The sequence below is a fragment of the Streptomyces sp. CB02980 genome (assembly GCF_014451325.2).
Taxonomy (GTDB): Bacteria; Actinomycetota; Actinomycetes; order Streptomycetales; family Streptomycetaceae; genus Streptomyces.
The window spans coordinates 13524-28207 of record NZ_JACSCH020000035.1; the positions used below are offsets into that span (position 1 = coordinate 13524).

Below are 14684 nucleotides of genomic sequence, written 5' to 3' on the forward strand. Positions count from 1 at the left end.
CCCGTTCGGGTCGTGTCCTGGGGGGCGCGGCCAGGGGTTGATCGCCGTGTGGAGACTGATGAGCCCGTGCTCGGCGACTACCCGGATGTGGACGAGCCCCGCCTGCCCCTGCTGACCGCGACAGAGGCCCGGGACACGGTCGGGTACATGCGGCTGCTGGAGACACTCGACCTCACACCCCGCGGACAAGCCGCCGGCCAGCTTGCCGCCAACTTGGCCCGACGGCTCCCCACGGACTGATAGACGCCGCCTCGGCGTCGGGACGTCAGTCGAGGATGCCGAGTTCGGAGTCGGGCCGGCAGATTTCGCACGCCCGGATCCCGCCGTCAGTCAGCGCCCGGCGGGCCTCTTCGCGGCTGAGCGGCTTCCGGTGAGGTGCGGCGAGCCGGCAGTCGCCGATGTGGACACTGTCCGCGACAGGCCGCCCGCCCGCACGCTCGGTTATCCAGTGCCGGACCCGTTCCAGGGACACCACGAGCCAGTGCTCCAGGGTCCGGAGTCGTGGAAGGTCTGGCGGCAGGTCGGACATCAGGCACCCGGGCGCTTCTGCTGCTCGGCCGCCTCTCGCTGATGTTGCTGGCACAGCGGGTTCTCTGGGGCTGGATCTGTGGCGTGAGCGTGATCGCAGGCGTTCGTGCAGCTCAGCGCCGATCAGCTCACGGTACCGACTGCAACAGGTGTGGCGCCATCGCTTGATCGGGCGATACACGACGGCGCGCGGTCGACCGCCCCGGCTCCACTACTGAGGCACGTCGCTGATGCCCGTTGCCCTGTCCCCGCGGTCTGAAGGAGCAGTGGGGGAAGGCGGTGTTTGGGGGCCGGTAGGGGTGGCTGCCAGGCTGGCGAGGAGCTTGAGGCGGTCCTCGTTGGGAGATCCTGGTTCGGCGGTGTAGATGGTCAGGGAGTGCGCCTCCCGGGTGGACAGCGGCAGGTCAAGCGGCTGGTAGGTAAGTTCCAGCAGGCCGGCATCGGGGTGGTTGAAGGTCTTGACGCCGCCGTGGTGAATGCGGACGTCGTGGGCGGCCCAGAGGGTACGGAACTCCGTGCTCAGGGTGGACAGCTCTCCGATGAGTTCCCGTAGTGCCTTGTCGTTCGGGTAGCGGCCGGCCTCGGCGCGCAGCAGGGCGGCGGTGATGGTGACGGCCTGGTCCCAGTCGGCGACGAAGTGCTGTGCGCCCGGGTCGAGGAAGTAGTAGCGGGCAAAGTTGGGGCGCCCGCGGTCGTCGGCCGTGTCGCTGTTGAAGATGGGTGACAGGACTGCCCGGGCGAGTGCGTTGGTGGCGACGATGTCGAGGCGGCCGTTGGTGACGAAGGCCGCGGACAGGGTCATGGAGTCGAGCAGCCACTGGACGCGGGGCGGTACGTCGACGGCCTTGCGGCGCCGGGGTGCGCGGCTGGCCGGCTGGGCGGCTCGGGCGAGGTCGAAGAGGTAGGTGCGTTCGTCGTCGTCGAGGTGGAGTGCGCGGGCGACTGCGTCGAGGACGTCTTCGGATACGCCGTTGATGTGGCCCTTCTCCAGGCGGGTGTACCACTCGGTGCTGACGCCGGCGAGAACGGCGACTTCCTCGCGCCGCAGGCCGGGCACACGGCGCCGGCCGCTGGTGGGCAGCCCGGCCTGCTCCGGTGTGATCCTGGCACGCCGGGTGGCGAGGAAGTCCCGGATGTCGGAGGCGTTGTCGGGTCGCTTGTCCATGTCTTCCACGGTAGGCGCGCGGCGTGGATATGGGAGGTAGAGCTTGTACCCCCTATAACCGCGACCTTCCTGACCTGCGTGAATACAGGTTCTCTGGGATGCACAACCCCGCAGTGACACCCCTTTGGAGCTTCACCATGCAAGGAGCGACCCTCCACGCCCCCGTCGACGACCGCGCCGAGGAGAGGCCCCCTACCTCGCGCCGGCTTCCCGGCGTGGTCTACGTGCTCGCTCTGGGGACGTTCCTGATGGGCACGACCGAGTTCGTGGTGGCGGGTCTGCTGCCGGAGATCGCGGGCGACCTGCAGGTGAGCGTGGCCCGTGCCGGTCTGGCGATCACTGTGTTCGCGGTCGGGATGATCATCGGTGCGCCGCTGATGTCGATGCTGACCCTGCGGTTGCCCGCCCGGTGGACGCTGGTGCTGGCGCTGGGCGTCTTCGCCGCAGGACACGTGATCGCCGCTGTCGGTGACGGCTTCGGGCTGCTGCTGGCCGCGCGGTTCCTGACCGCGCTGGCGACCGGGGCGTTCTGGGCGGTGGCGAACGTCGTGGCCACCAGGGCGGCCGGCCCGGCCGCGAGCTCGCGCGCCGTGGGCGTGGTCGGTTCCGGTGCCATGCTTGCCAACGTAGTCGGCGTGCCGCTCGGCGCGTTTGCCGGGCAGCTGATGGGCTGGCGCGGCCCCTTCTGGATCCTGGCCGTCCTGGCGGTGGCCGCGATGGCGCTGATCGCGCGTTCGGTCCCGAACGAGACCCGCGGCGGGCAGACGGTGTCGATCCGCTCGGAGCTGTCCGCGCTGCGCTCGGGTCGGCTCTGGCTGGTGCTGGCGGCCTGCGCCACCACGAGCGCCGGCGTGCTGGGCACGTATACCTACATCGCTCCGCTGCTGACCGACCGGGCGGGGATCGCCGCGGGTCTCGTGCCGCTCGTCCTCGTCGGATTCGGTGTCGGCGCTCTGGCCGGCTTCCTCGTCGGCGGCCGAGCCGGTGACGCCCGCCCGTACGCGACCACGATCAAGGCTGCGGCGTCGGCCGCAGTGGTCCTGCTGGCGCTCGGCCTGCTGTCTGCCTTCGCCGTGCCGACGGTGCTGCTGGTCGCCCTGCTCGGGCTGGTTGGCTTCCTCGGCACCCCGGTGCTGATCGCCCTCGGCGTCCGGTTCGCGGGCAAGGCCCCCACCCTGGGCTCCGCCCTGACCGTGTCGGCGTTCAACCTCGGCACGGCGGCCGGCTCCTGGATCGCCGGGCTCACCCTCGACTCGCCCTTCCGAGCCGCCGGGCCGGCCATGGCCGGAGCCGCCATGGCCGCTCTGGCCCTCCTGCCCACGATCACCATCGCGCTCATCCAAAAGCGCCGCAGCCGCCCCGCCCTCGGCTAGGGCACCAGCTGCGAGACCGCAGGGCGGCGGCACCCACACGCCACACCGGAACATTTCCCTTCATTTCGCAGGAAGCCGTGCCTTCCTGATCACACACAGGCGCCCTAGGCGCCGAGAACACCAAGCAAGGAGAACCACCATGCGCGGAGTAGTCATGCACACCGCTGGCGACGTCCGGGTCGAGGACCGCGACGACCCGAAGATCATCGAGCCGACCGACGCGATCATCCGACTGACCGCGACCTGCGTCTGCGGCTCCGATCTCTGGCCCTACCGCGGAATCGAGCCCGCCGACCACACCCTCATGGGTCACGAGTACGTCGGCGTCGTCGAGGAGGTCGGCTCCGAGGTCGAGACCGTACAGGTGGGTGACTTCGTCGTCGGGTCGTTCGTCATCTCCGACAACACGTGCGAGATCTGCCAGGCGGGCTACCAGTCCGGCTGCGTGCACCGCGTGTTCGTGGCAGGCGCGATCGGCACCCAGGCCGAGAAGGCCCGCATCCCGTACGCGGACGGCACCCTCGTCGCCACCCCCGGGCAGCCGGACGAGGACCTGATCCCCTCGCTGCTGGCCGCCTCCGATGTGCTGGGCACCGGCTGGTACGGCGCCGTCGCCGCCGAGGCCGGCCCCGGCAAGACCGTCGCGGTCGTCGGCGACGGCGCCGTCGGCCTGATGGCGGTCCTGGCCGCCAAGCAGCTGGGCGCGGAGCGCATCATCGCGATGTCACGCCACCCCGAGCGGCAGAAGCTGGCCCGCTTCTACGGCGCCACCGACATCGTCGAGGAACGCGGCGACGCGGGCGTGGCAAAGATCAAGGAGCTCACGGGCGGACTCGGCGCGCACTCGGTCGTCGAGGCCGTCGGCACCCGCGAATCCACCATGCAGGCCATCGGCGCCACCCGTCCCGGCGGCCACATGGGCTTCGTCGGCGTCAACTACGACGTCCACATCCCCGGCTTCGAACTGTTCCTCGCCGGCATCCACATGGAAGGCGGCCCCGCCCCCGTGCGCCGGTTCCTGCCCGAACTGATCCAGCTCATCTGGGACCGCAAGATCGACCCTGGCAAGGTCTTCGACCTCGAACTCCCGCTGGAGCAGGCCGCCGAGGCGTACAAGGCCATGGACGAGCGCCGCGCCATCAAGGCCCTCCTGCGCCCCTGAGCCACCCCGCGCGGCCCCCGCCTCACTCCAGTCACCTCCCCCACACCGAACAGGACCCCTCACTGATGAACCCCACCTACGACTTCACCGCGCAGGTCGCCCTGGTCACCGGCGCCGCCTCCGGCATGGGCCTGGCCACCGCCCGCGCCTTCGCCCGGGCCGGCGCCGCCGTCGTCCTCGCCGACCTCGACCAGGAGGCCGCCGAGCGAGCGGCCAAGGAGCTGACCGACGCCGGCCACAAGGCCCTCGGTATCGGCTGCGACGTCGCCGACGAGGACCAGGCCGCCGCCATGGTCGCCCGCACGGTGGAAACCTTCGGCCGCTTGGACATGGCCTTCAACAACGCTGGCATCCAGGCTCCTCCCGCCGACGCCGCCGACGAGACGGCCGCGGACTTCGACCGCGTCAACGCCGTCAACCTGCGCGGCATCTGGACGTGCCAGAAGCACGAACTGCGCCAGATGCGCACCCAGGGCTCCGGCGTGATCGTCAACTGCTCCTCCCTCGGCGGCCTGGTCGGTCTGCCCGAACGCGCCGCCTACCACGCCTCCAAGCACGGCGTGATCGGACTGACCAAGAGCGCCGCCGTCGAATACGCCCCCCGGGGCATCCGCATCAACGCCGTCTGCCCCGGCGTCATCGAGACCCCGATGGTCGCCGACATGCTCGAAGGCCAGGCAGAGGCCATGGCCGAGATCATCAAGGAACAGCCCATCGGCCGCCTGGGCACCGCCGACGAGATCGCCAACGCCGTCCTGTGGCTGTGCAGCCCCGGCGCCGCCTTCGTCATCGGCGTCGCCCTGCCCGTGGACGGCGGCTTCACCACCCACTGAGGTCGTTTCCTGCTGACCTCGCAGGTCACCGACCTGGTGTAAGCGTGGGCTGCCGTAGCCGGGCTGGTAGCGGGAAAGATCTTTACCACGTCGCCTGAGCGTGTGCACAGGATGATCCTTGAGGCCCTGTCCCAGCGCCTTAGGCCGTGGCAGGTCTCTCACGCGAGCAGCACCGACGCCGCAGCGGCACTGTGGGGCGGCCCCGTCGGGCTCAGCCGGCAGCTACGGCGGGCCCGCCTTCCGGGGTGCGGTTCCATGCCTCGCGGAAGAGGTGAAGTTCGTCTTCGGGCAGATCGAGATGCCCCTGTACGCGGATGGTATTGGTGTCCCAAGGGCGTCGGCCGTCGTGGCGGGGGGTAAGCAGGATGCCGAGGGTGGAGAACTCCTCGGCGCGTGTGGTGCGTGAGGTGACCTCGTGGTGGCGCAGTTGGACGTACGCCGCGAAGGCTGTCTGGGCTGCCGCGTCGAAGTCGGCGGTGGCGCCGACGATGAGCTGGCGGGTTCCGTCCTCGTGGACCATGCGACGGAAGCGCCACTTGCTATAGCCCTCGGCGACATCGGGGACGTCGTTGAGCATGTCAAGTAGGAGCTGGCCCCATTCAGCCCGGGCTCCGACGGGCAGTAGGTCGAGGTCGCAGAGCATCGTGAAACGGTGTGCCTCGGTCAGCGGCTCGGCCAGGGGACTGAGTGCTATGTCCTCGAACATGATGCGGATCATGAGATGGGCGTTGGTGCCGCTGGCACCCGCCGGCGCCTGTGGCAGCAGCGGCGTGGAGAACGGCACGCCGCCAGGGCCTACGAGGTCGGTGTCGACCTCAAGGGGCGGGGCGACGGCGTCGGCGGCGGCGAACTCGTAGTAGCGCACCGGTTCCTCGCCGAGGGGAATAGGGGGCTCGGCGGCGGCGCGAAAGAGGTAGTCGAGGACCGCAGTGGTGGAACGCAGCTGGTCGAAGAGGAAGTCCCAGTCGCGGCGGGTCAGCGCGATCGCGGGCATGCCGATGGGCTGCCACGTGGCGATAGTGTCATGGGGGACGCCGGGATGGTCCAGCAGAAACACCGCGACCCACTCGTGAGCGTTGCCGTCGACGCTCAAAGTCCGGCCACGGCCGTTGACCATGTCCGCGGGAAGCATGCGCAGCTGCCGCACAGTGCCCTTGGCCTGGCTCATTGCCTTAGCCGCGACCTTCTGGATCCAGCCCGCTTCCTGGGCATCCAGCTTGGGCGGGATGGTGCGGGCCTTGACCTGCACGACTGCGCCGCGCCGTCCAGCCAGGAGGAGCCGGTCACCAAGCTCCCGCCGTCCTGAGCCCTTGGTCGCGTGCGCGGACTGTTGGAACACGAAGTCGGGCATGCCCCAGGTGGCTGCGGCCCTGTGTGCCGCTTCTTCTGCAGCAGGACCGTGCTCAACGTTCAGCGGAAGCGGCAGGGCGGGCGGGACGCGGCGGGTGTGAGGGCCAGCTGGGGTGTCCACGATGAGGGTCAGCGCGTTGGCGTCGTCCTCGTCGACGAAGCGCCACAGGGACGATGACGGCTGTAGGGTCATGCCGGACATTAGACGCGCCCACCTGCCGCTGGCGCCCGGAATTTCACACTTTCCCGAGCCCAGCAGCCGACTGGTGCTCCCCGCGTGACTGTGCCCCTATTCGTCATTGGCGTTGGTTGAGGGCTCTGGTCAGGTCGCGATTCGCGGCCCGCGCAGCATCGAGTTCCTCTTCGATCTCGGCCAAGCGCTGCTTGAGCTCGACGTTGTGCTGTTCCAGGCTGGTGTTGTTGCTTTGAAGCTCGGCGATGTCGACCGGCGCGCCGAGCCCTGATTCCGTCCATGCCCTCGCCCCCAGTTGTCGGGACAGATGCGCTTCCAGCTGCTGTACCCGTGTGGCAAGGCGTGTAGCGCGTGCGTTGGCGTTGGCGAGGTCGGCCTGAAGAGACTCCGGAGTGACAGTGGGGCCGGTTCCTGGTGGCGTATCGGCGGGCCGGGTGCTGCTGGTGTGGAGTTCCTCCAGCAGGTCGCGGTGGCGGTAGAGGAACGTGCGGTCGACGCGGGCTGCTCGGGCGACGGCCGAGGCGGTCAGTGGTGTGCCGTCACGCAGGGCCGCGGCGATGGCGTCCTGGACGCGGCGGCGACGCCGGTCGGTGCCGGCTCGACGGCCGTCGGTCATCTGGCCGGTCATGCCGGGGTCCTCGTGGGTCGGACGTCGGGGAGGGGCTGGCGGACGCGTGGCATGCCGAGCAGGACGGTGCGGCTGCGGCGGACGAGGGTGACGGCCTGCTCGATCTGGGCGCGGTCTTCAGGGGTGAGGTCGTCGAGATCGTTCTGGACCCGCTCGATCAGGCGTCGTACGCGGCGGATCTCCTCCTCCGAGGGCATGGCCTGGGTTCGAGCCCAGTCGTCGGCCTCGAACGCAGACATGAGACGTTCGCGGCTGCGGAGCAGGTCTGCGAGGTGGGCCTGGAGGTCGGGAAGGTAGGAGACGTCGGTGGAGAAGTGCTCGCAGCCCAGGCAGCGGAAGCGGAGCGGGCAGGCATGCCCGCCGGCCGCGACGTTGGAGGGTTCCCGGCACACTCCGTAAGGGGTGGCGACCTCCCCGATCGCCCGTCGGACGTGCTCGGAGTCGAGGAGGCTCTTCGCGGTTCGCCAGACCCGGTTGCCGTGGCGGTCGAACTGCAGGGCGGTGACGCGGTCGACGGCCTCACGACGGCGTTCGGCCCCGATGCGGTAATAACCCTGGGTGGTGGTGATCAGCCGGTGGTCCATCAACTCCTTGAGGACGTCGACCAGGACACCGGCGTCGGCGTGCCGCTGGGCGTAACAGTGCCGGTAGGCGTAGGGGAAGATCCGTTTCCTGTCGAACGGCACCAGCTGCGTGACCTGGGCTTCCTTTACGGCGGTGATCACGGGGACCAGGAACTCGGGCAGTGAGCGCACCCATGTCCGGTGAGCGGGCGAGATGTCTTTGAGCCCATGCCTGCCCTCAGGGTTGATCTTGGTTCTGGGCAGCAGCTTCAGTCGTGCGGGGTCGCCAGCGGGGAATCGCTCCCGGACCCGCTGTTGCTGGCGGCGGATGATCGCGGCGGTCTCGCTGCCGATCGGGAGGCGACGGCCGAGCCGGTATGCCTTGTGGTTGTCGTAGATCAGGACAGCTGAGCCGTCGGGGTCGTGTTCGAGGCACTCGAAGGCCAGCGTGTAGATCTCGTCCGGGCGGCGGCCGGTGTCGATCAGGAGCTCGGTGGCGACCCGGGTCTCGCGGGTGCTCATCGCCTCCAGTTCGTCGAGATGGGCACACAGCTGCCGCATCACCTCGTCGGGCAGGTCGCGGCCGGCCTCGGTGTCCTCCGGTTCGTCGGGCATGTCCTCCGGCCAGATGGCGAAGTCGACCGGCATCCCCTCCAGTACCTGTCCTGGTCCTGCGAGCCCAAGGGTGCGGAACCGGAGCAGAACCCGTCGGACGAACCGGGTGAGCGCCAGACGTCGCTTGGCGCTCAGTTTCCCTGTTGCGGTGAGGTGGCCCATCCGGTTGGTGAACGCGACGATGTCGCTGCGCCCCCAGCCTGCCGGCGCGATCCCATGGTCCGGCCGCTGCAGGCGCAGGCTCTCGGAGAGCATCGCCACGGCCGAGACGACGCCGCGGGCGTGGTGCACAGCGTCCTTGTTGCGGCGCCGGGGCAGGTCGTCGTAGACCCAGATCTTCATCGCCTCCCGCAACGGCTCCTGGACCACGCTGGTGAACGGCAGAGTGCCGGAGTGACCGAAGACCGTCATGTCCCACACATCATTGACGCGCTCAGTCTCAGGGGTCGCCGTCCGTCGGCGTAGCGCCGTCTGCGCGGCCCGGATCATCATGACCTGCTCCCGGCTGTGACCGTCACCAGCTGGGTCCGTCACCTCGTCAAGAGCCCGCACTCCGTGCGCGCGCAGCCGGTCGTACAGGGGACGCAGGCACTCCGGCCTGGCCTTGAGCCCCTCCTGCACACGAGCCCACAGCGCATAGAGGAGCTCGGCGGCAAGCCGGTCCGGCAGGCCCCGCAAGCTGACCTCGCGGGTCGCGCAGATGGCCTTGTCCACGCCGCGCCACCGCGTCTCGTCGAAGCCTGGCGTTGTCCGAGCCCTGCGCAAGCGCTGGATGTGTGCTTGGCAGTAGGGGTCCTGGCGGCCGACCCGGTCGAGGTAGCACGCGACCACCTTGCACGGACCAAGCCCTGCCAGACCGACGACCTTGGGGTGGGCAAGGAACTCCTCCAGACTCATCTCACGCAGCACATGGCTGCGCAACAAGTGATGGCTCTGGCACAGCAGACCGGCGACGGTCACCCTCGGTCGCTCGCAGCCGTCGACTGCACATGGCTGCTGGCCTACGCCCTTGCTGACGGCCTTCGGGATCAGCAGGAACTCCTCCAGCGGCACCCCGGTGCCGCGCCACCGTTCCAAGCAACCCCCGCACATCGGGCGGGTCGTCACCGTAACCGCCGACGGACACGCCGGCACCGGACAGTCCGGCAGCCCGATCACGGGATGCTGCCGCGGGAACGTGATCACCCGCCGCTCCCAGTCCCACCCCAACAGGTCCAGGAACCCTTGGTCCAGGGTGTGGACGATCTCCTTCAGAGGCTTGTCTTCGTGGTCCCGCGCAGCAGCTGCGGGACGGGCTGCAGGCGTCACCATCACCGGTCCCCTTCCGGCTGCTGGAGACGAGGCGAGGGGACTCGTTCGACAGCGGCCCTCACTCGGCCGGGATCCGGGAACCGGTAGGGCCCCGACGAATCCGGGCTCTTGTGCCCGAGCAGAGCCTGCACTTCGTCCTCCGACCCACCGGCGTCCGAGACGTTCGAAGCGAACGCCCGGCGAGCCATGTGCGCCCCAACCCGCCGCTCCAGCCCAGCCCGCTTGCTCAAGCGTTCCAGCAGGTCCCCGATCGCCTCCGGAGGCACCGGGCCTCCCAACGGGGCCCGGAACAGGTTCACGAGCAGGAAGTCACTCCCGCCGATCCCCAGCAGCCGGTGCCGCTCCTCGTAATACAGGTCGAACGCGGCCACCACGAGAAAGTCCAGCGGTGCCACCCACGTATGCCGGGACTTCGACCAAGCCCCGTTCGCGTTCTCCCGCCGCCGCACGTGCACGTGAGCACCGGGATAGTCACACCCCAGCGCACGCGAGTCGGGGAGCAGATGAACATCGCTGCGCCGCAGCCCGGCAAACTGACCGCGGCGGAGCCCCACCCGGCCCACGAGCAAGACGATCAGGCGATCACGCGCGCTGCGGCACGAGCCGAACATGGCGACCAGCTCCGCGTCCAGCGCCCGGTCGACCTCTGCCTCCGGCTCGCGAAGCTGGTGCACCGGCCGCAGCCGGTAGAACAGCCCGCCGTCCTCACCCCGCGCCTGCACAGGCAGGTCACGGCTGTCAGCAAGCTCGTAGATCTGGCCGAGCAGCGACCGCGGCGCCTCGCTCACCGACACTGCGTACGACAGCAATCCACGTACAGCGACGAGCACTCGGTTGATCCGCCGCTCACCCCTCACCGGCGCGGCGCCCGGTCCCGACCGCACCACCGGCGCCACCCCGTTCTGAGGCGCGGGGGTGTACTTCAGCCAGACCATGAACAGACCGAGGTCACGGCCGGCGGTCTCCCACTCCCGGCCCGTCCACCCACACCACCGCAAATAGAGGGCGACGCCGCCGGCGTACGCCTTTGTGGTCAACTCTGCCCGGTCCCGTCCGAACCGGAGATTCCGAAGCCAACGATCGGCGACGGGGACGACTTCCAGGTCGTCATCAAGCACCGTCCAGTACTTCTGCCCGGACGGCATCACTACAGGAAACGCCCGCATCCCATACTCCTGCCACGAGTCGTGTAACAACCCGCCGCAGAGCCACACCCCCCGAGAACGAGTCCCAGAGGTTCAACGAAAGCCCCTTACTCCACGTCACACCACACTCGATCTACCCCCAGAGAAAGGGGGTTGCCGCCGAACCCGTACCAGTGGCACGGGGCCTGGCAGCGGGCGCAGTGGCCCAGGAGCGGGGGCGGGCACTGCTGGGGTGGGAGGTTGACCGGTGCAGCGGGGGTGGTAGGGGTGAGTTCAGCTTCGTCCAGGCTGCGCTGTTGACGATGCAGACTCGCAGGGACGGGCCTAGGAAGGGGCAGGAGTGGGAGAGACGAGCCGGAATGGGGTTGAGGTGGTGATCCCTCCCGCGTCGGGGCCTTGCCGCTGCAGCCTTTCGAGCGGCGTGGGCGGAGGGGCGGCATGGGGGATGCCTTCCTCGGCGGTCGAGATCACACCGGTCTGGTAGGCCACCGGAAGCGTCGGGTCGGGGACTGGGACGTGCGCAGTCCACTTGCCGCTCCGCCGGTCGACGTCGGCAAGCGCGACTGGCCAGTTCGACTCCGAGTCACTCCGTTTCACCATCGCGTAGACCGTGGAATCCACGTCGAGGCCCGTCACCTTGCCTTCGAAATGCACGATGATGCCAGCGGGAGGGTGGTCAGGATCGGCAGACTGCCCTGTGACGCGCCCATCCACCGTGGGTGTTTCCACCGGTGCTGTCGGCATCACCGCCTGAGGGCCGGTCGTGGGCGCAGTCGACGTCTGGATATGGGTGAGGCCGGGCTGGGTCGTGGGCCCGGAGGGTGTCGGATCGTCCTGAGAGATGATGGCCGCGACGACCGCCGCCACCCCTGCGACCATCGCCGCGATGAGGGTCTGCCACCGGTGGGAGCCTGACAGCCACCGTCGGCGGCGCCCGGAGGTTTCCTCCTGGGGCGAGGGGTGTGTTTCGCCCAGCGGGGCGTCCGCATCGGGCTCGTCCGGTGGATTCGGTGGATGCGCGCTGCTCATGTGCCTTTCCTGCTCGACAGACGTCCAGCATGCCCACGTCGCCCCCATCGCTACCGCAGCCACGCCGCCGCTGCAGCGACTGTGCCGCGGAAGACGTAGGCGCGGTTGTCGCGACGTGCCGGGATTCTTTAGTTGGTTGAGGGTCCGCTCGAAATTTCGGCGCTGGCAGCCTCGTGGTCGAGACCGGTGGGTCTGCTGACCGGCTGCCCCGCCAGGGGCACGCGGCGTCGGCAGGCCGGGGTGCCGGCGTGTGCCCATGCATCGGCCTCCACGGACGGGCGGAGGAGCACGGCGTGCGGCGCAGGACCAGGTATGCGGCGTGCGGGTACATGTGCGCCAGGGTGGCTGCGATGGTTCGGGGTCAGGCCGTGCGCGTGGGCGCGGGCGGCTTCGAGTGCGTTCTGACACTCCTGAAGGGTCGTGTGCAGTCGACGTCCCCGAGGGCCCGGTCGGTCTCACCGCTGGGGCCAGTGAATCTCACAGCGCCCCGGATATCGAGGTCGTTAAAGGCGTAGAGGACAGCGAGGTCCTGAGCCACGTCTTTGGGCTCGCCCTGGTCGCCGGGGAGGTAGTGCATGTCCGTGTCGGTGCTGAGCGGGATGGTGCTGTAGGCCCCGGGGCCCGGGAAGAGGTCGGTGAGCTCCCAGACAGTCCGGGGGCCTCCGACGGTCTCTCCGATAAGTGAGCGTTTTCCACCTCACGCTGACGCGTGGTGAAGGACGAGGACGGCCTTCACTGCGGTTGGGACTGATGCGGGATCTGCGGAAGATCTGCCATGACTTCAGTTGTGCCATGCCGCGTTCGACCAGTGCCCGTGCCGCGGCCAGGGCCCGGTTGGCGGTGCGCTGGGTAAGGGTGAGTTCACCGCCCGGTGGCCGTTTGAGGCCGGTGGTGACCCAGTGGCCGGCGCCCTGGTAGGCGCGGTCGGCGAGGATCGGGACACCCTGGCGTTCACAGATCCGGATGATGCAGTGGGTGCGGGCCGCGGTAGCTCGTAAAGCAGCATACGCTCAGGTCAAATGCCGAGTGGGGAGCATTCGTCTAAATGAGTAGCGCACGCATTCGCCTCCCCGGGGTGGGCGCTGGCAGCAGCACTGGCCGACTCGTGTTCGCCATCGCGGAGTCCACCGTCACGGCAGTGTTGTCGTTGTGCTGGCTGCTGCTGTCCCTAGCGATGTACATGGAGTCGTACGACCTCGACCCCAGCGCCGCGGGACAGCCGCGCGGCCAGGCGCAGCTGGCCTGGCTCGCGGTCGGCGCCCTCGCCTCCATCGGCGTCACCTGGCTTCTCAGAAGCTCCCGGAAGTCCAAGGTCCGGCTGACCGGCGACGGGCTCATCCCACTGCGGCTGCTCGTCGTTGTGGTCGTAACTGGGTTCCTCGCCGTCGATCTGCTCGACGGCTGAGGACACCTCACCGCACCGGGCTAGGGCCTGTCTGACAAATGATCACCGAGCGGGGAAGTGCGTGCTCGGTCCAATTGCCTTGCCGTCCTGACGCCGGCCAGCAATTCTGGGCAGGTGCCAGGACAGGGGAAAAGAAGGCGGCGGCAAGAGGACGCGCGGCAGCGGCTTGCTGCTCGCACCGCGCCGGACGCGGGACAGTGGGAAGTGGTCGTTGAGACTCGGGACCAGGCGCAGATGCGTACGCGGCTGCGCCGTCTTCGGGAGGCAGGAGTCGACGGGTCGATGATCCGGATCGACACGCTGTGTGGTCGCCTGGGGCTGCCGACCACCTACCGGCTGAGCCGTTTCGTGACGGACCCCGCGCGGGAGTCTGAACACGAGCACGCTGATCATTGATTTCGTGGCGGGTCGAGGTGAGTTGACGGATGCAGCGTGGGAGCGGATAGAGGCCCTGTTGCCGCGGGTGGAGGGGCGTGGTCGTCCGTGGCGTGATCACCGGCAGGTGGTCAACGGGGTGCTGTGGCGGCTGCGGACCGGGGCTCCGTGGCGCGATCTGCCCGAGCAGTGCGGACCTTGGCAGACCGTCTACGAGCGGTTCGCCCGCTGGGAAGCGGACGGGACCTGGGCGAAGCTGCTGGAACACGTCCAGGTCCGCGACGACGCGGTGGGCCGGGTGGAGTGGACCATCTCCGTCGACTCCACGATCTACCGGGCCCACCAGCACGCGGCCGGTGCGCAAAAAGGGGCCGCAGACGCGGGACGAACTGGAAGATCCGGTCCGCTCGCAGGCGCGTCAAGCCCTCGGCCGGTCCCGGGGTGGGCTGACCACCAAGGTCCACCTCGCCGTCGACGGCCGGGGTATCCCGCTGTCCATCGTGCTCACGCCGGGCAACGTCAACGATGCCACCGCCTTCGGCCAGGTCCTCGACAGCATCCGCATCCCGCGCGCCGTTACGGGCCGACCTCGCACGACACCGGCGCGGGTGCTGAGCGACAAAGCGTATTCCAGCTGAGCGATACGTCACCTGCTGCGGAGCCGGGGCATCGTTGCCACGATCCCCGAACGCCGCGACCAGATGGCCAACCGCCGGCGACGTGGAACCCACGGCGGTCGCCCACCCGCCTTCGGCAAGGACATCTACCGCGACCGCAACGTGGTCGAACGATGGTTCGCCCGTCTCAAGCAGTTCCGTGCGATCGCGACAAGGTTCGACGAGCTCGCCGATCGCTACCGGGCTGGAATCGTCATGGCAGCTCTGGTCCTGTGGCTCCGCGAACCCGCCGGTTGATCATTTGTCAGACAGGCCCTAGTAGGGCTTGGTCAGGTTGGGGCTGGTGTGGGTATGCCGCGGTGGCAGGTGGGGCATACGCCGGTCCATGTCGC

General features: G+C 69.1%; 12 protein-coding genes and 2 pseudogenes. 6 read left to right on the top strand and 8 right to left on the bottom strand.

All coding sequences use genetic code 11. From position 1 onward, the window contains the following. Positions 1–48 precede the first annotated feature (48 nt). Entirely contained in the window at positions 49–240 is a 192-nt protein-coding gene (locus E0F75_RS38995) for a hypothetical protein (protein ID WP_229315780.1), read from the top strand. Between the two features lie 25 nt (positions 241–265). Here E0F75_RS38995 and E0F75_RS39000 read toward each other — a convergent pair whose 3' ends face one another. Together E0F75_RS39000 and E0F75_RS39005 are read right to left on the bottom strand one after the other, a co-directional pair. Further along, positions 266–529, bottom strand: coding sequence for a DUF6233 domain-containing protein (locus E0F75_RS39000; RefSeq protein ID WP_229315782.1), 264 nt, complete (start codon positions 527–529; stop codon positions 266–268). Positions 530–739: 210 nt separating this feature from the next. Continuing rightward, positions 740–1693, bottom strand: a complete 954-nt coding sequence (locus E0F75_RS39005) for a helix-turn-helix domain-containing protein (RefSeq protein ID WP_229315783.1) — start codon at positions 1691–1693, stop codon at positions 740–742. Positions 1694–1830: 137 nt separating this feature from the next. Here E0F75_RS39005 and E0F75_RS39010 point away from each other — a divergent pair, with 137 nt between their 5' ends. The 3 genes from E0F75_RS39010 (at position 1831) to E0F75_RS39020 (ending at position 5061) form a co-directional block, all read left to right on the top strand. Next, positions 1831–3066, top strand: a complete 1236-nt coding sequence (locus E0F75_RS39010) for an MFS transporter (protein WP_229315784.1) — start codon at positions 1831–1833, stop codon at positions 3064–3066. Positions 3067–3205: 139 nt separating this feature from the next. Beyond that, a complete protein-coding gene (locus E0F75_RS39015; protein ID WP_229315786.1) occupies positions 3206–4228 on the top strand; it encodes a zinc-dependent alcohol dehydrogenase family protein in 1023 nt (340 codons plus the stop codon). Between the two features lie 65 nt (positions 4229–4293). Further along, complete coding sequence (locus E0F75_RS39020; RefSeq protein ID WP_229315788.1) at positions 4294–5061, top strand: glucose 1-dehydrogenase; 768 nt, start codon at positions 4294–4296, stop codon at positions 5059–5061. A gap of 211 nt (positions 5062–5272) precedes the next feature. On the opposite strand, the gene E0F75_RS39025 is transcribed toward E0F75_RS39020, so the two are convergent. The 6 genes and pseudogenes from E0F75_RS39025 to E0F75_RS39050 form a co-directional block, all read right to left on the bottom strand. Continuing rightward, positions 5273–6613, bottom strand: coding sequence for a hypothetical protein (locus E0F75_RS39025; RefSeq protein ID WP_229315789.1), 1341 nt, complete (start codon positions 6611–6613; stop codon positions 5273–5275). 94 nt (positions 6614–6707) lie between these two features. After that, positions 6708–7232, bottom strand: coding sequence for a hypothetical protein (locus E0F75_RS39030; RefSeq protein WP_229315791.1), 525 nt, complete (start codon positions 7230–7232; stop codon positions 6708–6710). Beyond that, complete coding sequence (locus E0F75_RS39035) at positions 7229–9487, bottom strand: tyrosine-type recombinase/integrase (RefSeq protein WP_229315793.1); 2259 nt, start codon at positions 9485–9487, stop codon at positions 7229–7231. The genes E0F75_RS39030 and E0F75_RS39035 overlap by 4 nt, the downstream gene beginning before the upstream one ends. Positions 9488–9720: 233 nt before the next feature. Continuing rightward, positions 9721–10866: a site-specific integrase gene (locus E0F75_RS39040; protein WP_229315794.1), complete on the bottom strand. Its 1146-nt coding sequence runs from the start codon at positions 10864–10866 to the stop codon at positions 9721–9723. 324 nt (positions 10867–11190) lie between these two features. Continuing rightward, on the bottom strand, positions 11191–11895 hold the full coding sequence (locus tag E0F75_RS39045) for a hypothetical protein (protein ID WP_229315795.1): 705 nt from the start codon (positions 11893–11895) through the stop codon (positions 11191–11193). A 737-nt stretch (positions 11896–12632) separates the two neighbouring features. After that, positions 12633–12884: pseudogene (locus tag E0F75_RS39050) on the bottom strand (transposase family protein); the annotation flags it as partial. 56 nt (positions 12885–12940) lie between these two features. On the opposite strand from E0F75_RS39050, the gene E0F75_RS39055 reads away from it, so the two are divergent. Next, the gene (locus E0F75_RS39055; protein ID WP_229315796.1) at positions 12941–13300 is read left to right on the top strand and encodes a hypothetical protein; all 360 of its coding nucleotides are present in this window, start codon (positions 12941–12943) and stop codon (positions 13298–13300) included. 400 nt (positions 13301–13700) lie between these two features. Beyond that, positions 13701–14611: pseudogene (locus E0F75_RS39060) on the top strand (IS5 family transposase). Positions 14612–14684: the final 73 nt, after the last annotated feature.